The sequence below is a fragment of the Serratia sp. FS14 genome (genome assembly GCF_000695995.1).
Taxonomy (GTDB): Bacteria; Pseudomonadota; Gammaproteobacteria; order Enterobacterales; family Enterobacteriaceae; genus Serratia; species Serratia nematodiphila.
The window spans coordinates 655,906-674,214 of sequence record NZ_CP005927.1 but is presented as its reverse complement, the minus strand read 5'-3'; the positions used below and the strand labels follow the sequence as shown (position 1 = coordinate 674,214).

General features: G+C 59.5%; 16 protein-coding genes. 5 read left to right on the top strand and 11 right to left on the bottom strand.

Going from position 1 to position 18,309, the window contains the following annotated elements; translation table 11 throughout:
- Positions 1–68: 68 nt before the first annotated feature.
- The 3 genes from feoA to greB form a co-directional block, all read right to left on the bottom strand.
- Entirely contained in the window at positions 69–293 is a 225-nt protein-coding gene (gene feoA / locus L085_RS03180) for a ferrous iron transporter A (RefSeq protein WP_004930752.1), read from the bottom strand.
- 607 nt (positions 294–900) lie between these two features.
- A complete protein-coding gene (locus tag L085_RS03175; RefSeq protein ID WP_021504764.1) occupies positions 901–3,234 on the bottom strand; it encodes a Tex family protein in 2,334 nt (777 codons plus the stop codon).
- A 157-nt stretch (positions 3,235–3,391) separates the two neighbouring features.
- Entirely contained in the window at positions 3,392–3,865 is a 474-nt protein-coding gene (greB, locus tag L085_RS03170) for a transcription elongation factor GreB (protein ID WP_004930745.1), read from the bottom strand.
- A 229-nt stretch (positions 3,866–4,094) separates the two neighbouring features.
- On the opposite strand from greB, the gene cbpA reads away from it, so the two are divergent.
- The 4 genes from cbpA to envZ all read left to right on the top strand — a co-directional run bounded on the left by cbpA (position 4,095) and on the right by envZ (position 7,711).
- A complete protein-coding gene (cbpA, locus tag L085_RS03165) occupies positions 4,095–5,057 on the top strand; it encodes a curved DNA-binding protein (RefSeq protein WP_004930742.1) in 963 nt (320 codons plus the stop codon).
- Positions 5,058–5,062: 5 nt separating this feature from the next.
- Positions 5,063–5,368, top strand: a complete 306-nt coding sequence (locus L085_RS03160; protein WP_004930739.1) for a chaperone modulator CbpM — start codon at positions 5,063–5,065, stop codon at positions 5,366–5,368.
- Between the two features lie 256 nt (positions 5,369–5,624).
- Positions 5,625–6,344 carry a two-component system response regulator OmpR gene (gene ompR / locus L085_RS03155; RefSeq protein ID WP_004709363.1) on the top strand — a complete coding sequence of 240 codons (720 nt, stop codon included), beginning with the start codon at positions 5,625–5,627 and terminating at the stop codon, positions 6,342–6,344.
- Positions 6,341–7,711: a two-component system sensor histidine kinase EnvZ gene (gene envZ, locus L085_RS03150; protein WP_031300055.1), complete on the top strand. Its 1,371-nt coding sequence runs from the start codon at positions 6,341–6,343 to the stop codon at positions 7,709–7,711. The genes ompR and envZ overlap by 4 nt, the downstream gene beginning before the upstream one ends.
- A 32-nt stretch (positions 7,712–7,743) precedes the next feature.
- On the opposite strand, the gene L085_RS03145 is transcribed toward envZ, so the two are convergent.
- The 7 genes from L085_RS03145 to L085_RS03115 form a co-directional block, all read right to left on the bottom strand.
- Positions 7,744–8,223, bottom strand: a complete 480-nt coding sequence (locus L085_RS03145) for a type II toxin-antitoxin system VapC family toxin (protein WP_044030011.1) — start codon at positions 8,221–8,223, stop codon at positions 7,744–7,746.
- On the bottom strand, positions 8,220–8,480 hold the full coding sequence (locus L085_RS03140; RefSeq protein WP_015379309.1) for a plasmid stability-like protein: 261 nt from the start codon (positions 8,478–8,480) through the stop codon (positions 8,220–8,222). Before L085_RS03140 ends, L085_RS03145 begins: the two co-directional genes overlap by 4 nt.
- Positions 8,481–8,605: 125 nt before the next feature.
- Positions 8,606–10,225 (bottom strand): phosphoenolpyruvate carboxykinase (ATP), encoded by a 1,620-nt coding sequence (gene pckA, locus L085_RS03135; protein ID WP_044030010.1) that lies wholly within the window; start codon positions 10,223–10,225, stop codon positions 8,606–8,608.
- Positions 10,226–10,419: 194 nt separating this feature from the next.
- On the bottom strand, positions 10,420–11,298 hold the full coding sequence (gene hslO / locus L085_RS03130) for an Hsp33 family molecular chaperone HslO (RefSeq protein ID WP_015379307.1): 879 nt from the start codon (positions 11,296–11,298) through the stop codon (positions 10,420–10,422).
- Positions 11,299–11,323: 25 nt separating this feature from the next.
- Positions 11,324–11,731: a ribosome-associated heat shock protein Hsp15 gene (gene hslR / locus L085_RS03125; protein ID WP_015379306.1), complete on the bottom strand. Its 408-nt coding sequence runs from the start codon at positions 11,729–11,731 to the stop codon at positions 11,324–11,326.
- The gene (gene yrfG, locus L085_RS03120) at positions 11,728–12,408 is read right to left on the bottom strand and encodes a GMP/IMP nucleotidase (RefSeq protein ID WP_004930298.1); all 681 of its coding nucleotides are present in this window, start codon (positions 12,406–12,408) and stop codon (positions 11,728–11,730) included. The genes hslR and yrfG overlap by 4 nt, the downstream gene beginning before the upstream one ends.
- A 98-nt stretch (positions 12,409–12,506) precedes the next feature.
- Positions 12,507–14,642, bottom strand: coding sequence for an intracellular growth attenuator family protein (locus tag L085_RS03115; protein ID WP_015379305.1), 2,136 nt, complete (start codon positions 14,640–14,642; stop codon positions 12,507–12,509).
- Between the two features lie 445 nt (positions 14,643–15,087).
- Here L085_RS03115 and nudE point away from each other — a divergent pair, with 445 nt between their 5' ends.
- A complete protein-coding gene (gene nudE / locus L085_RS03110) occupies positions 15,088–15,642 on the top strand; it encodes an ADP compounds hydrolase NudE (protein WP_044030008.1) in 555 nt (184 codons plus the stop codon).
- A 50-nt stretch (positions 15,643–15,692) separates the two neighbouring features.
- Here the strand turns inward: nudE and mrcA are convergent, their stop codons facing one another.
- The gene (mrcA, locus tag L085_RS03105; protein WP_015379303.1) at positions 15,693–18,251 is read right to left on the bottom strand and encodes a peptidoglycan glycosyltransferase/peptidoglycan DD-transpeptidase MrcA; all 2,559 of its coding nucleotides are present in this window, start codon (positions 18,249–18,251) and stop codon (positions 15,693–15,695) included.
- Positions 18,252–18,309: the final 58 nt, after the last annotated feature.

The window sequence follows — 18,309 nt, the reverse complement described above, 5'->3', positions numbered from 1 at the left end:
TCTGCGTGTCGTCTTCAAGGAGAGCAGCGCCGGCGCAAGGGCGCGTCGGCAAATGGAGGCGCGCCGGTTCAGGACTGGCCGTCGAGCTGCAGCAGCGCCAGATCCTTCCTGCGCAGCACCAGGCTGACTCGGCGGGTTTTAATTTCTATCGGATCGCCCAGCGGCGCGACGCGCACCACGTCGAACGAAGAGCCGGGCAGCATGCCGAGCGATAACAGTTTCTGGCGGTAGGCCGGTGCAATTTCACCGGAAAAGCCGACAATCTTATATGTGTGTTTAGGTTGAAGCTGCATGTGATTAACCTTCCGGGTGCCGATGAACATCGGGCTGATGATAATTGGACGTTGCCGGCGAAAATGCCACGCCGTCGGCGGTATTCATCCATAAGGTCATGCAATAAAGTGAGCGCAAATAATAGTAATTATCATTATCGCATTCAACACAAAAGATAGGGGTATTGTAACCAATTATTATGGCGTCGACAGTTTTTGGTTGTGTCGTCTTGATAAGCCCCGTTTTACCACTGCTTTTACTCGGCGACAAATGAGAATGGTGAGTTAAATCAGTTGCGTATTTGTAGCCAAGTTTTCTCGTTTGCAAATATTGATGGCGTTTTTCCCTTATTTATTTCTGATGAAAGGCAATTCAATAACATTATTCCGCCGTAATGCGAGCGGTAACCATTTGTGTTTCGCTCACAATTCGCAAAATGAAAAATGCGTGTTAACGACGTTGTTAATAAACGGCTGCAGAAGGGATGTTTGCCACTTTAACAATGGGAGGGCGGTCACGCAGCAACGGGAAATAAAAAGATAACGGTTTATTGAGACGGGTCAAAAAAATGCCGCAAGTTTTCTTTCTCGGAAAGGGCGGAGCAGGCTCCGCCCTGTCGGTTCCGACTTAGCGTTTCTTGCCGAATGCCGCCGCCAGCGCGTCGCCCATGGCGCTGTTGCCGGCCGGCGCCGCGTTGCGCGGTTTGGCCTTGTTGCCGCCTGCCGAACGGTTGGCGTTGTCGCGCGTCTGGGCAGGCGCGTTGCCGCCGCGACGCGGTGAACCCTCGCCCGGTTGCTCATCCAGGCGCATGCTCAGCGCAATGCGTTTACGCTGCAGATCGACTTCCATCACCTTCACTTTGACGATGTCGCCGGCTTTCACCACGGTGTGCGGATCTTCGACGAACTTATCCGCCAGCGAGGAGATATGCACCAGGCCGTCCTGATGCACGCCGATATCCACGAAGGCGCCGAAGTTGGTGACGTTGGTCACCGAGCCTTCCAGGATCATGCCCGGCTGCAGATCGTTGAGGGTTTCCACGCCTTCGGCGAAGGTGGCGGTTTTGAATTCCGGACGCGGGTCACGGCCCGGCTTCTCCAGCTCTTTCAGAATGTCGGTGACCGTCGGCACGCCGAACTTGTCGTCGGTGAAATCAACCGCTTTCAGGCTGCGCACCGCGGAGGCGTTGCCCATCAGGTCCTGCAGCGCCTGCTCGGTGGCGGCCAGGATGCGTTGCACCACCGGATAGGCTTCCGGGTGAACGGTGGAAGCATCCAGCGGGTTGTCGCCGTGGTTGATGCGCAGGAAGCCGGCGCACTGTTCGAAGGCCTTCGGCCCCAGACGGCTGACCTTCAGCAGCTGTTCACGGTTGCTGAAGCGGCCGTTCTCGTCGCGCCAATTGACGATGTTCTGCGCCATCATGCGCGTCAGGCCGGCCACGCGGGTCAGCAACGGCACAGACGCGGTGTTCAGATCGACGCCGACGGCGTTTACGCAGTCTTCCACCACCGAGTCCAGTTTCTTCGCCAGCTGGCTCTGGCTGACGTCGTGCTGATACTGGCCGACGCCGATGGATTTCGGGTCGATCTTCACCAGCTCCGCCAGCGGATCCTGCAGGCGGCGAGCGATGGACACCGCACCGCGCAGCGATACGTCGAGATCCGGGAACTCCTGCGCCGCCAGTTCGGACGCGGAATACACCGACGCGCCCGCTTCGCTGACGATCACTTTCTGCGCCCGGACTTCGCCGAACTGCTTTTGCAGGTCGAGATAAAAGCGCTCGGTTTCACGTGAAGCGGTGCCGTTGCCTATGGCCACCAGCTCCACGTTGTGTTTGATGCACAGCGCCGCGACGATGGCGGCGGCTTTCGCCGCTTGCCCGGTGTGCGGGTAGACGGTGTCGGTGGCGACCAGCTTGCCGGTCGCGTCGACCACGGCGACTTTCACCCCGGTGCGCAGGCCCGGATCGAGGCCCATGGTGGCGCGCATGCCGGCCGGTGCGGCCATCAGCAGATCATGCATATTGCGGGCGAAAACGTTGATTGCTTCATCTTCCGCGCGCTCGCGCACCGTGCCCATCAGCTCGGTTTCCAGATGCAGCAACACCTTGATGCGCCAGGTCCAGTTGACCACCGCCTTGCGCCAGGCGTCGGCCGGGGCGTTGTTCAGGCGCAGGTTGAGGTGATTGATGATGATCAGCTCCGCCTGGCTTTCGCGCGGGGCTTCCTCAAACTGCGGATCGGCGTTCAGCGCCAGCTGCAGCACGCCTTCGTTGCGGCCGCGGAACATCGCCAGCGCGCGGTGTGAAGGCACCTGAGAAATCGGTTCGTGGTGATCAAAATAGTCGCGGAACTTGGCGCCTTCTTCTTCCTTGCCTTCGACCACTTTGGACACCAGATGGGCGTTTTTCCACAGGTAGTCGCGCACCTTGGCCAGCAGCGCGGCGTCTTCGGCGAAGCGCTCCATCAGGATATAGCGCGCGCCGTCGAGGGCGGCTTTCACGTCCGCCACGCCCTTGTCGGCGTCGACGTAGCGTTCAGCCAGTTGTTCCGGCTGCTGTTGCGGATCCTGCCACAGCGTATCCGCCAGCGGTTCCAGGCCGGCTTCGATGGCGATCTGGCCACGGGTGCGGCGCTTCGGTTTGTACGGCAGGTAGAGGTCTTCGAGTTCGGTCTTGCTCAGCGTGGCGTTGATCGCCCCCGCCAATTGTTCAGTCAGTTTGCCCTGTTCATCGATCGACTTCAGGATGGTCTGGCGACGATCTTCCAGTTCACGCAGATAACCCAGGCGGGTTTCCAGCTGGCGCAGTTGGGTGTCGTCCAGGCCCCCGGTGACTTCCTTACGATAGCGTGCAATAAAGGGCACGGTATTACCTTCATCCAGCAGACGGATGGCGGAGTCGACTTGCTCCGGCCGGGCCTGCAGTTCTGTTGCAATAATGCGGCTCAGTGGGTCATTCATAGGTCTGGTATCTGTATTGAGATCGGTGAATAAACAGGGGACAGTTATACGGATTGATCGGGGAAAATGCCAGCGAAGCGGGCCGCCGCCGCGCGGCCGCGGCATGGAGAACAGCGCAGACGGCGGCGTTGGCGGCGGTTAGGAAAAAGCTGAAAGCTTACTTCGGGTAGTTTATCTCGTTAACGTACCACTGCGCCTCGCCCAGCGGGGTATTGACGGTGGCGACGTCCCCGACCTCTTTTTTCAGCAGGGCGCGCGCCATCGGCGCATCGATGGAGATGTAATCCTTGCGGCCGAAAATCTCGTCGTAACCGACGATGCGAAAGCGTTTGGTTTCGCCGTCTTCGTTCTCCACCTCTACCCAGGCGCCGAAGAACACTTTGCCTTCCTGCTGCGGTGAATAATCGACGATCTTCAACTGCTCCAGGCATTTGGTCAGATAGCGGACGCGGCGATCGATCTCGCGCAGCCGCTTCTTGTTGTATTGGTAGTCGGCGTTTTCGCTTCTGTCGCCCAGGCTGGCGGCCCAGGTCACTTTCTTGGTCACCTCGGGGCGTTCTTCGCGCCAGAGGTAATCCAGCTCTTGTTTGAGCTTGTCATACCCTTCACGGGTTATCAGTTGAGTTCTCATCGTGATTTATCTTTATGGGGCCACCGCCACAGTGTACGTGAATGCGGGGGGCTTTAGAAATGGCGCGCGGGCCTGTGCCTTGTCGCACGGTTTTTATTCAGTTTGCGCAGCTTTTAACGATCGGGAGTATGCTTAGCGTAGCGGAAAAGGAATGTGACGAAAGGAGGATATCTGGCGAGAGAGACAAGGAATTTTGGCGCACAACCCAACACATTGAAGGTATTACCGCATGGAATTTAAAGATTACTACGCCACGATGGGCGTTGAGCCCAACGCCGATCTGAAAACCATCAAAACGGCCTACCGTCGGCTGGCGCGTAAATATCACCCTGACGTGAGCACTGAAGACGATGCCGAAAGCAAGTTCAAGGAAGTGGCCGAAGCCTATGAGGTGCTGAAGGACGAGGAGCGCCGCGCCGAGTACGATCAGATCCGGCTGCACCGCAACGATCCGAACTTTGGCCGCCAGGCGCGCGGCGATCGCGGCGGCTATCAGCAGAGCGCTTCATGGCACGGCGGCGGCGCCGACGCGCAAGACTTCTCCGATTTCTTCGAAAGCATGTTCGGCGGGCGGGCGGCGGGCGGGCATCGCTCTGCTTCGCACTCGCACGGCGGGCATGGCTTCCGCGGCCAGGATCTGGAGATGGAGGTGCCGCTGTTCCTCGAGGAAACGCTGCATGGCCAAAGCCGCGAGATTTCCTACAAGTTGCCGGTGTACGACGAACTGGGGCGGCAGGTAAGCGAGGCCAGCAAGACGCTGAACGTGAAAATTCCGGCCGGCGTGGGCGACGGCGAGCGCATTCGCCTCAAGGGGCAGGGCGTTGCCGGCGTGGGCGGCGGCCAGAACGGCGACCTGTATCTGGTCATCCGCCTTGCGCCGCATCCGCTGTTCGAGATCGACGGCCACAACCTGAGCATCGTGGCGCCGCTCGCTCCGTGGGAAGCGGCGCTCGGCGCCAGCATTGAGGTGCCGACGCTGACCGGCAAAATCGCGCTGACCGTGCCGGCCGGCAGCCAGAGCGGCAAACGGCTGCGGGTCAAAGGCAAAGGGTTGGCGGGCAAGAAAGAGCCCGGTGACCTGTACGTTATTCTCAAGGTGGTGATGCCGCCGAAGCCGAACGAGAAGGCCAGCGCCCTGTGGCGAGAGCTGGCTGAACAGGCGGCGTTCAACCCGCGCGCGGAATGGGAGTAAAGCAGATGATGAAAAAAGAGATCACTTTCACCGTGGTGGAACTGTGCCAGCGGGTGGAGATTTCAGAGGACGAGCTGGTCGAGATCGTCGGCCTGGGCGTTATCGTGCCGCTGGAGCCGGCGCAGCCGCGCTGGGAGTTCGATTATCCGGCGCTGAGCCATCTGCAGCGCGCGCGCAGGCTGCGTGCCGAGCTGGATCTGGACTGGCCGGGGATCGCCATGGCGCTAACGCTGCTCGACCGGGTTGATGCGCTACAGCAAGAGAACCGGCAGCTGCGCAGGCAGCTGGCGCGTTTCCTGCAAACTTCCTGACCCGACAGCTGAACGCCACCGGGCGCTTCCCGGTGGCGAAATTGCACAAAATTGGGCCGTCGCCCCACATTGCGCCGATAAAGGGCGAAATTTTGACGAACCCCCGTCGACATTCACTGAAAATTGTTGATAAATGGGGAAAAGAATAAGCTTTGTAACAATTTCGTCTAGAATACATACCATTAAACGCTGTCTCAAATGGCAAGGTTTTCTAACAATATTCGAGTCAGGCAATAAAGCCTTTGGGAGTAATACCATGCAAGAGAATCATAAGATCCTGGTTGTCGATGATGACATGCGCCTGCGCGCGCTTTTAGAACGTTATTTAACCGAGCAGGGCTTCCAGGTTCGCAGCGTTGCCAACGCTGAGCAAATGGATCGCTTGCTGACTCGTGAATCCTTCCATTTGATGGTGCTCGATCTGATGTTGCCGGGCGAAGACGGCCTGTCCATCTGCCGCCGCCTGCGCAGCCAGAGCAACCCGATGCCAATCATTATGGTCACCGCCAAAGGCGAAGAGGTCGATCGCATCGTGGGGCTGGAAATCGGCGCCGACGACTACATTCCTAAACCGTTCAACCCGCGTGAGCTGTTGGCTCGTATCCGTGCGGTGCTGCGCCGTCAGGCGAACGAACTGCCGGGCGCGCCTTCGCAGGAAGAAGCGGTGATCGCGTTCGGCAAATTCAAACTGAACCTCGGCACCCGTGAGATGTTCCGCGAAGACGAGCCGATGCCGTTGACCAGCGGCGAGTTCGCGGTACTGAAGGCGCTGGTCAGCCACCCGCGTGAACCGCTGTCGCGCGATAAGCTGATGAACCTGGCGCGTGGCCGCGAATACAGCGCCATGGAGCGTTCCATCGACGTGCAGATCTCTCGCCTGCGCCGCATGGTTGAAGAAGATCCGGCGCATCCGCGTTATATCCAGACCGTGTGGGGTCTCGGCTACGTCTTCGTCCCGGACGGCAGTAAGGCATGAGGCGATTGCGCTTTTCACCGCGTAGCTCGTTTGCCCGAACCCTGTTGTTGATCGTCACCTTGCTGTTTGTCAGCCTGGTGACGACCTATCTGGTGGTGCTGAACTTCGCCATCCTGCCCAGCCTGCAGCAGTTCAACAAGGTATTGGCCTACGAAGTGCGTATGCTGATGACCGATCGGCTGCAGCTGGAGGACGGCACGTTGCTGGAAGTGCCGCCGGCGTTCCGCCGTGAGATCTACCGCGAACTGGGCATCTCTCTCTACACCAACTCGGCGGCGGAGGAGAGCGGCCTGCGCTGGGCGCAGCACTACCAGTTCCTCAGCCAGCAGATGGCGCAGCAGCTCGGCGGGCCAACCGATGTGCGGGTGGAGGTGAACAAGAACTCCCCGGTGGTGTGGCTGAAAACCTGGCTGCAGCCCGATATCTGGGTGCGCGTGCCGCTGACGGAAATCCACCAGGGCGACTTCTCGCCGCTGTTCCGCTATACGCTGGCGATCATGCTGCTGGCGATCGGCGGCGCCTGGCTGTTTATTCGTATTCAAAACCGCCCGCTGGTGGAGCTGGAACATGCGGCGCTGCAGGTGGGCAAGGGCATTATTCCGCCGCCGCTGCGCGAGTATGGCGCTTCCGAAGTGCGGTCGGTGACTCGCGCATTCAATCAGATGGCGTCGGGCGTCAAACAGCTGGCGGATGACCGCACGTTGCTGATGGCCGGGGTCAGCCACGACCTGCGCACGCCGTTGACGCGCATCCGGCTGGCGACGGAGATGATGAGCGCCGAAGACGGCTATCTGGCCGAGTCGATCAATAAAGACATCGAAGAGTGCAACGCCATCATCGAGCAGTTCATCGATTATCTGCGCACCGGGCAGGAAATGCCGACCGAAAGCAGCGATCTGAACGCCATTTTAGGCGAAGTGGTCGCGGCCGAGAGCGGCTATGAGCGGGTGATTGAAACCGCGCTGTCGCCGGGCGAGCTGATGATGAATGTGCATCCGCTGTCGATTAAGCGGGCGGCGGTGAATATGGTGGTGAACGCGGCGCGTTACGGCAACGGCTGGATCAAGGTCAGCAGCGGCCGTGAGCTGCAGCGCGGTTGGTTCCAGGTGGAAGATGACGGGCCGGGCATCAAGCCGGACGAGTTGAAGCACCTGTTGCAGCCGTTCGTACGCGGAGACAGCGCGCGCAGCACCAGCGGCACCGGTCTGGGGCTGGCGATCGTGCAGCGCATTATCGACGCGCATGACGGCGAACTGGATATCGGCACCAGCGAGCGCGGCGGGCTGTTGATCCGCGCGTATATTCCGTTGCCGATGGAGAAAAAAGAGTCGACCAACGGTCATCAAACGGCCAGGGAAAACGCCTGACCTCTGGTGTGGGCCGCGCCGCTGCGGCCCCGTCAGGACTTTCTGCTCATCACGTAGTATTCCGCCGCATCTTCATGCAACCGACGGCCGGTCGGCGCCTGCCACGGATCGATTAACTCGATGCCGCAGTGGAGGAAGTTTTTGGTATTGCGGGTGGCCAGGGCGGCGCCGTAATGCAGGCAGGTGGCGGCGATTTGGGTATCGGGCATGCTGACGCCAATACCTCGGCGGCGATTGGCGCCCATTAATTCCGCATGCTGCATCGCACAGCCGACGTCAAAGGGTAAGATTCTGTCTGAAAACTCTTCCTGCAGCATGTCGCCGAGGTTAGTTTGCAGTTCGAGCTGTTTCTTGCCGTGAGGCATGCAGGCGATGCCCGTATACAACTCCGCAACCACGATGGCGCTCAAATAGAACCGATACGTATCCTGCTCATCTAACCAGCGCAATACATTGTAGTGAGGCGCCGGCCGCAGCAATTCCGAAACGACGTTGGTATCCAGCACAATCATTTTTCATCATCTTCATCAAAGTTGACGATACGATGAGGGGCTTCATCACGTGGGGGGATCTCCAACTCAACGCCGCCGAATTCGGCGAAGTACTGATGCATGCGTGTTCCTAACCCATAGCGCGGCGGCTTTTTCACCAGCGCCTGCTTCAGGATCATGCGCGCTTCCTCTTCCATGGAGTGGCCGTTTTTCGCCGCTGAAATGCGCAGCAGTTCTTTGATTTCGTCGTCCAGATTTCTGACGGTGATAGTCGCCATTTAAACCTCCTTTGCTATCAATGATTGCATTGACTTATTTTCTCGTCTCGTTGGTCAAAAAGCAATCACGAAAAATAAAAAAGGCGCGGGATCCGCGCCTTAGCTGAAGAGGTAATGCTACCGAATTACAGCTTCGGGCCAGCGCTGACCAGCGCGGCGCCTGCAGGCGTGTCGGTGTATTTGTCGAAGTTGGTGATGAAGCGCTCGGCCAGATCCTGCGCTTTTTCCTGCCACTGCTCGAGGCTGGCGTAGGTATTGCGCGGATCGAGGATCTCCGGATTCACGCCCGGCAGCGCGGTCGGCATCGCCAGATCGAAGATCGGCAGAGTGACGGTTTCCGCCTTGTCGATCTCACCGCTCAGGATGGCGTCGATGATGCCGCGCGTATCTTTGATCGAGATGCGTTTGCCGGTGCCGTTCCAGCCGGTGTTGACCAGGTAAGCCTGGGCACCGGCGGCCTGCATGCGTTTCACCAGCACTTCGGCGTACTGCGTCGGGTGCAGCGACAGGAACGCGGCACCGAAGCAGGCGGAGAAGGTTGGCGTCGGTTCGGTTACGCCGCGCTCGGTGCCGGCCAGTTTGGCGGTGAAGCCGGACAGGAAGTGGTACTGAGTCTGGTTGGCGGTCAGACGCGATACCGGCGGCAGCACGCCGAAAGCGTCGGCGGTCAGGAAGATCACCTTGGTGGCGTGACCCGCCTTGGACACCGGCTTGACGATGTTCTGGATATGATAGATCGGGTAAGAAACGCGGGTGTTTTCGGTTTTCGAACCGTCATTGAAGTCGATGCTGCCGTCGGCCAGCACGGTGACGTTTTCCAGCAGCGCATCGCGTTTGATGGCGTGGTAGATGTCCGGCTCGGCTTCTTCAGACAGCTTGATGGTCTTGGCGTAGCAGCCGCCTTCGAAGTTGAACACGCCGTCGTCGTCCCAGCCGTGCTCGTCATCGCCGATCAGCTGACGCTTAGGATCGGTGGAGAGGGTGGTCTTGCCGGTGCCGGACAGGCCGAAGAATACCGCCACGTCGCCTTTCTCGCCCACGTTGGCCGAGCAGTGCATCGAGGCGATGCCTTTCAGCGGCAGCAGGTAGTTCATCATCGAGAACATGCCTTTCTTCATTTCGCCGCCGTACCAGGTGCCGCCGATCAGCTGCATGCGCTCGGTCAGGTTGAAGGCGACGAAGTTCTCCGAGTTCAGGCCTTGCTGCTGCCAGTTCGGGTTGGTGCATTTGGCGCCGTTCATCACCACGAAGTCCGGTTCGAAGTCAGCCAGCTCTTCGTCGCTTGGGCGGATGAACATGTTTTTCACGAAGTGCGCCTGCCAGGCCACCTCGGTGATGAAACGCACTTTCAGGCGCGAGTCGGCGTTGGCGCCGCAGAAGGTATCCACCACGAACAGGCGTTTGCCGGACAGTTGCTCGGTGACCAGGTGTTTCAGATCGACCCAGACTTCCGGGCTGAGAGGTTTGTTGTCGTTTTTGCCTTTGCCCTGATCGGCCCACCACACGGTATCGCGGGTGATGTCGTCGCGGACGATGTATTTGTCTTTCGGCGAACGGCCGGTGAAGATGCCGGTATCGACGGAGACGGCACCCAGCTTGGTGACTACCCCACGCTCAAAACCTTCCAGAGATGGGTCTGTTTCTTCCTTAAACAGCAGTTCATAGCTCGGGTTGTGAACGATTTCGCTAACGTCGTGAATGCCGTAAGCGGCCAGATCCTGAGGGGTTATACCTTTAACGCGCATGTTACTACTCCTTGGTCACAGAATTTCTGGCGGCAATTGTAGGGATCTAACGGTGCGTAACCGCGATGGGTATCAAATATTTAACGTTTTAGGCGGTATTTCGTTACGATCTGAGAGATAGCACACGGAAAAAAGCAAACGTGCAAACGGCGGGCGTTGGCGGGCGCCGGGCGCGCCCGCCGAAAGGGTGTAACTTAGTGCAACTGGTCGCTTTCGCCGGTGTTACCCGCATACAGCGCGGCAACATCAACCGGGTCAAAGACATAGTGGCTGCCACAGTAGTCGCAGTGCATGTCGATATTGCCGTCCTGCTCCAGCATGTCCGCCACTTCGTCGGTCGGCAGGGTCAGCAGCGCGTCGGCGCAACGCTGGCGAGAACAGGTGCAGCGGAACTGCACGTCCTGCGGTTCGTACAAGGTGACCTCTTCCTGATGGTACAGGCGGTACAACACTTCGTTGGCCGGCAGGCCGAACAGCTCTTCGCTTTTGACCGTGTTGGTCAGTTGCACCAGATGATCGAAATCATCGAGGTTGCCGTCCTGCGCCGGCAGCACCTGCAGCAGCATACCGGCCGCCGCGGCGTTGCCTTCCGCTTCGCCGGTGCGGATGAACAGGCGGGTTGGCAGCTGTTCGGACTGGCGGAAGTAGGCTTCCAGGCATTCGGCCAGGGTTTCACCTTCCAGGCCGACGACGCCCTGATAGCGCTCGCCTTCCGTCGGGGAAATGGTGATGACCATGACGCCGTTGCCGATCATCTGATGCAAGGTGCTGTCGTCGGCGATAGGCGCCTGGGTGCGCGCAACGCCGCGCATCTCCTGGCGGTTGTTGCCGTTGATCACCGCCAGCTTCAGCGGGCCGTCGCCTTGCAGCTGAACGGTGATGTCGCCGTCGAACTTCAGGGTCGCGGTCAGCAGACTGGTGGCGACCAGCAGCTCGCCCAGCAGTTTTTGTACCGGCGCCGGGTAGTCGTGGTTATTCAGGATCTGCTGATAGGTTTCGCTGACGGTAACCAGCTCGCCGCGCACCGCGTAGTTTTCAAACAGGTAACGGTGCAATTGGTCATGGTTGGACATAATCTTCTCTCATTGCGGTGAGGGGTTATTCCGGCTCACCAAATTTAAATTTCATCAGGTCGCGCCGCTCCTTTTTGTCCGGACGACGGTCCGGATGCGGCATGGTCAACGCGTTCATCTTGCGCGCCAGCGCCATTTTTTCGCGGTTGGCGATGCTGGCTTCGGTTTCCTGATACATTTGCTGCGCCTCGCCGGCGCCGCGGCGTTGGCTGGTCAGCGCCAGCACGATCACCGTACGTTCTTCGTTGCCCTGCCGCAGCTTGAGCTCGGCGTTAAGTTCGACAATCTTGCTCGGCTTGCCACGCTGGCCGTTGTAATGCACCTTGCCGCCGTCGATCATTTCGCGCGCCAGCGCACGGGTCTTGTAGAAGCGTGCGGCCCACAGCCACTTATCCAGCCGGACCGCGTCGTCGCGCGTCGCTTTTTCCTTCATGCTTCCCCCTTGGCCAGCGCCGGTATCAGCAGGCGATAGTCGCGCATCGACGGATGGCGCTGGAAGCTTTTCTCCGCCGTGCTGGAGTCCGGGTTTTGCACGCCCAGGCAGTAACGAATGCCGAAAGTGCGCGCCGCGTCGAGGATCGGCTCGCCGTCGTCGACGAACAGCGTGCGCTGCGGGTTGAACCCGGTGTGCTGTTGCACTGCCTGCCACAGACGCTGATCTTCTTTCGGATAACCAAATGTGTGGGTGGAAAACAATAAATCAAGGTGCCGATCCAGACCGGTATGCTCGATTTTCACCGCCAGGCTGTGCGGATGGGCGTTGGTCAGCAAAATGGTTTGCAGGCCGGCGCCGCGCAGCGCCCGTAAAAATGGCTCGGTGTCCTCGCGCAGCCGGGCGCGGCTGCCCACTTCGCTGGTCATGCGGTAGATATCCAGATCCAACCGCTCGCTCCAGTAATCGAAGCAATACCAATTCATGGTGTGCTGCACCGCCTGATATTCCCGCTCAATAATATTGCGGGCTTCGTCAAACGGAATGGCGCGCCTTTCGCTCAGCGCTTGCGGCACCAGGCTGAGCCAAAAGTGGCTGTCGAACTCCAGATCCAGCAAGGTGCCGTCCATATCCAGCAGCACGGTATCGATCTGCGGCCAATCAAACTCGGGAACCATAAAAACTCCACGGGCGAACCGACGGGCGGTCCGCAGATGAGAATAATAGCGTTAGCGTAGCATAAGCAGATGACAGGGCGGAGGCCCCGGCGTCAGGTTCAGGGCATCGGCCGCATCGACATCGGATTGAGCTGCGGGTTGAAGCAGCTGTCGTAGTAACGCTGGATATCGGCGACGCGGTGTTGATTTATGCGCCGACGCTGCACCAGCCGCCAGGCGTTATAGCCCAGGCTGACGACCACCGCCAGCAACAGCAGGCTGGTGCCGAGGTAACGCCACAGGGTGATCATGTCCGGTTCGCTGTGCAGCGCCACGTGGCGGGTGCCGTTGGCATCGACGCTGAGGCTGGTGATCACCCCCTGGGCCTGGAACGGGGTATGCAACAGCAGAGTGGAAAGGCGCTGCAGCTCATTCCACTGGTCGAGGGCGTTGTATTCGCTTTGCGGCACCGAGGATTGCGGGTGGCTGACCAGTTGGCGGCCTTCGTCGCTGCGGATCAGGAAACCGCCCGGTGGCGGGCTGTTGAGCGCCGCGGCGGCCAGGCGCGTTTCATTGAAGATGAACGATGACGTGGCCACTTTGGTCAGGCTTTCCAGCGACTCGGCGCTCACCGGGCGCAGTAGAACGTTGACGCCTTGCAGCGCGCCGGACCTGGCGCGTTTCATCAGGCCGCTCCAGTTTTTGGCGTTGCCCAGGTTGACCAAGGCGTTTTTTAACCGCACGCAGTCGTTTTCTGCCTGACATAAATCCTGAGTTTTCAAAACGATATCAGAGAAGTCATCCAACAGGATCATGCCGGATTTCTCGATGGCGCTGGCCAGCTGCGGGTTGACCTTCTGATCGGCGCCGCTCGGATGCAGCTGGCTGTTGACCGTGGCCAGCAGGGCCGTCGCTTTGTCTATGACTTCCGATTCCGGCTGCGGCAGCGGGGCGGCGTTGTTCCAATAGATGCCGGAGCAGTCGAACGGCGCAAAATTGACGGTGCCGCCACCGTTGGCCGGCGGCGGCACATAGCACATGCCGCTGCCGCGCACTTTCAGCGTGTCGCCGATGCGCAGCGGCGTGGCTTCCAGGGCCTGCACGCTGGTCACTTCCACTTTTTGCGCACCCTGCAGCCAGGCCATGCTGAGGGTCAGCGGCAGGTTGAGCGGGATATAGATCAACAGCAACAGCAGTACCAGCGCCGAGCTGGCGACCAGCACCGCGTTGCGGCCCCACTGCTGCAGCGGGAAATTCTTCACTTCGTCATGCAGCGAGAGGAAGCGCCCCTGGCGCACTACCTGCCGATTGAGGTAGACGTCCACATCAGTGGTCTTGCCCAGATCCTGAGTCAGGTACGGCTGCCAATGCGGTGGGTAGATAAGATCGATGATGCCGAGCGAAATGTTGCTGATCTGCCCCTGATCGGACTCGCCGAACAGGCCCCAGCGCTTCGGCGTGCCGCGCAGGCAGTGGATCTCTTTCAGCTCACGCGACGCCGGACGGCGGAACAGGTTCCAGCATCCCCAGGCGATCATCAGCACCGCCACAAAAATCATCCAGGGGATAACCAGCACCGGGCTGATCAGGCTGAAGAACAGCAGCAGCAGTGCGGCGGAGATGATGACGGCTTCGCGGATGCCGTTCGGCCGGTTCAGCGCATGCTCTTCCGGCGTTTCCTTGCGAATATTGACCAGCTCGACATGCTCGCTCTCTTCCTTGCGGATGGACGCGTTTTTGGTCGGCGTGGCGGCCACCACCGGCGGCTGCGGCCGATCGTGAATGTGATCTTTCAGCGAGTGCCCGTTGAGCGAAATCACCAGCGGCAGCGTCTGGGTTCTGATCACTTCCACATGGTTGTCGGCGGTGATATAGGGTTCCCAAAACGGCGGCAGATGCACCTCTTCCGCGTCGAGGTAATAGCGCCATTTATTGGGATCGTCGCTGGCCAGCCCGTAGCGGGTGATGGCGTGCGTGACCGGATATACGTTATCGCTTTGCGGGGTGAGCGCCAGCTTGGCCGCGGGCAGCGTAGCGCCGCCGCCGGGCAACAGTTTGTTGCTCAGTTTGTTTTGCTGACTGAGATAGAACTCGACCGCGGCGCGCTCTTCGTCGGTCAGCTTGCGGTGGGCAGGCTTGATAAACGGCAATGCGTGCGCCAGCGCCGACGGGTTGCGGGCCTTGAACCACAGGTACAGGCCGGCGGCAATCAGGCAGACAAGCACTAAGGCCAATATCAACACTATTGTGCTCATGCAATCCCCATCTCACACCCGTGAATTTCGCCAACCTGATGAAAAGCTGAATATTATACGGAGTAAACCGCCAGGAGGCACCCAGAACTAATGAGGGAACAAACAGATTCTCGCTCTGGATCTCATTCCTTCATGACGCAAGGCCATTTTATCACTGATTCTTGCCTGCGTGATACTAGCAACCGGTCTCTGCCGTCGATATCGGTATTATCCTATTTTCTTGCGCGCTGTTTGCTGAATCAGTACGGAAAATCGCCGGCCGCTGGCTACGCTTGTTAAAAGAAAGTAAATTACTGTTCATGCGCGTTGCGGCGGAGCTTGCCCTTAACGCACAATGTGATCAGGATCGAATTTGGTCAGCGTTTGAGCGCCAACGAGCCGTGCGTTACGCCAATCATTTTTTCGGTTGCCCCGTCCGCGCCTGGGTAACCTCTTTGAGGCAATCATGGATAAACACCTGCAAAAACCTAAAATTCTGAAAGTGGAAACGGTCGCGCGTTCGCGTTTGTTTAACGTCGAGTCGGTCGATTTGGAATTCAGCAACGGTGTTCGGCGGGTGTATGAGCGCATGCGGCCTTCGGATCGCGAAGCGGTGATGATCGTGCCGGTGATTGGCGATGACCTGCTGTTGATCCGCGAATATGCGGTGGGCACCGAATCCTATGAGCTGGGGTTCCCGAAAGGGTTGATCGATCCCGGCGAGGGGGTGCTGGAGGCGGCCAACCGCGAGCTGATGGAAGAGGTGGGGTACGGCGCCAGACGCTTTGATTTCCTCAGCAAGCTGACGATGGCGCCGTCCTACTTTTCCAGCAAAATGAATATCGTGCTGGCGCACGATCTCTATCCGCAGAGCCTGGAAGGGGACGAACCGGAACCCCTGCCGCAGGTGCGCTGGCCGATCGCCAACATGATGGCGCTGCTGGCGGAACCGGATTTCCGTGAGGCGCGCAACGTCAGCGCGCTGTTCCTTTCCGAGGCATTTTTGCGCGCGTCGCGCTGATACGCTTCACGCCGAATAAAAAAGGGCCAGATTTCTCTGGCCCTTTTCGATCAGAACAGCTCGTGGCTTTCGCCGCCCGGATCGGTCAGCGTGGTGCCGGTATCGCGCGATGGGTAGTCCGTCGGCTGCGTTCCTTCGATAAAGTACTCGGAACGGCTGCCGCCGCCACCGCCAGAGAGCTTGCCGCTGCTCTTGTCGATGGTGACGCTGATGATGCCCGGCGGCGGCGTGACTTTCTGCTCTGGGATGCCTTCCAGCGCGGTTTTCATAAAGTCGTCCCACGCCGGCTGGGCGCTCTTGGCACCGCCTTCACCGCCGGAAATCTGATCCGGGATAGCGCCGGATACCGTCGAACGGCCCAGGTCGCGGCGGTGATCGTCGAAACCGATCCACACCGAGGTCACGGTATCCGGGCCATAGCCGGAGAACCAGGCGTCCTTAGAACTGTTGGTGGTACCGGTTTTGCCGCCGATATCATGACGCTTCAGATCGCGGCCGGCTCGCCAGGCGGTGCCCATCCAACCCGGTTCACCGAAGATATTGCTGTTCAGTGCGTCGTGGATCAGGAAGGCCAGCGGCGTGCTGATCACGTGCGGCGCATACTGTTGGTCGCCGTCCTGCTGTACCTGAGCCGGGGTGACTTGCTCCAGCTGAGGCATCGGCACCGTGCTGTTGTTGCCTTCCTGCGAGGTGGCGACATTTTCGATGTTGTCGTCGGACAGCACCGCCGAACGGTGGGTATCGCCGTAGATCACCGGCAGGTTACAGCTGCCGCACACCACTTTCGGTTTGGCTTCGAACACCGTATTGCCGTTATCGTCTTCAATTTTGGTGATGAAGTACGGATCGACCAGGTAACCGCCGTTCGCCAGCACCGCGTAGCCGCGCACCAGCTGCATCGGGGTGAAGGAGGCGGAGCCCAGCGCCAGCGATTCGGTATGCACGATATTCTGCGCCGGGAAGCCGAAGCGCTGCAGATATTCCGCCGCGTAATCGACGCCCATCGCGCGCATCGCGCGCACCATCACCACGTTCTTCGATTGCCCCAGCCCCTGTCGCAGGCGAATCGGGCCGTCGTAGGTCGGCGGCGAGTTCTTCGGCCGCCAGTCGGTGCCGGCGCCGGCATCCCAACGGGTAATCGGCAAGTCATTCAGAATGGTGGCCAGCGTCAGGCCTTTATCCATCGCGGCGGTGTACAGGAACGGTTTGATGTTCGAGCCCACCTGACGCAGGGCCTGCGTGACGCGGTTGAACTTGCTCTGGTTGAAATCGAAGCCGCCAACCAGCGCTTTCACCGCGCCGTCGTTCGGGTTGATAGAGACCAGCGCCGAGTTGACGTCCGGCACCTGCGACAGCCACCAGGCTTCGTTCACTTTACGCACCCACACTTGCTGGCCGGCCTGCACTACGTCGGTGACGCGTTTCGGCGTTGGGCCTTGCTGAGTGTCCGAACGGTATGGGCGTGCCCAGCGCATGGTCGCCATCGGCAGGGCAATGCTGCTGCCGTCGGCCAGCATCGCCGTCGCTTCCTGCGGGTTGGCGGCGGTGATCACCGCCGGCGCCAGCGGGCCGTAGTTCGGCAGGTTTTTCAGCGAGTCGACAATCTGTTTGCGATCCCAGGCCGCTTCGCCGACTTTCCACAGCACGTTTGACGGGCCGCGATAGCCGTGGCGCATGTCATAGGCCAACACGTTATTGCGCACCGATTCCTGCGCCGCCAGCTGCAGCCGTTTGGTCACGGTGGTGTAAACCTTATAACCGTCGGTATAGGCGTTTTCACCGTAGCGCTTGATCATCTCCTGACGCACCATCTCGGAGAGATACGGGGCGGAGAAGCTGATTTCCGGTGCATGGTAGTTGGCGACCAGGTCTTCGGAGCGCGCCTGATCGTACTGCGCCTGCGTGATGTAGTGTTCGTCCAGCATGCGCGACAGCACCACGTTGCGACGGGCAACGGCGCGATCGTGCGAATAGAGCGGGTTGAAGGTGGATGGCGCTTTCGGCAGGCCGGCGATGGTCGCCATTTCGCTCAGGGTCAGCTGGCTGACGTCTTTGCCGAAATAGACCTGCGCGGCGGCGCCCACGCCGTAGGCGCGGTAACCCAGATAGATCTTGTTCAGATACAGCTCAAGGATTTCATCCTTGGTGAGCATCTGCTCGATGCGCACCGCCAGGAAGGCTTCCTTGATTTTACGCATCAGGGTGCGTTCCGGGCTTAAGAAGAAGTTACGCGCCAGCTGTTGGGTAATGGTACTGGCCCCCTGCGAAGCGTGGCCGGAGACCAACGCGATGGAGGCGGCGCGGAAGATGCCGACCGGATCGACGCCATGGTGATCATAGAAGCGGCTGTCTTCGGTGGCGATGAATGCGTGCACCATCACCGGCGGAATTTGATCCAGTTTCAGCGGAATGCGGCGTTTCTCGCCATATTGGGCGATCAGTTCGCCATCGGCGCTGTAGACCTGCATCGGTATCTGCAGCCGCACATCTTTCAGCGTTGCGACGTCGGGCAGCTGCGGCTCGACATATTTGTACAAGCCGAAAATCGAGGCTGCTCCCAGCACGATGCAACATACTGCAAGGATTAGTAAATACTTTACGAACTTCACCTGAGATTTCCCATTTCTAAGTCATTTGGGCAGTTTATAAACAACCGCGCGGTAGTAT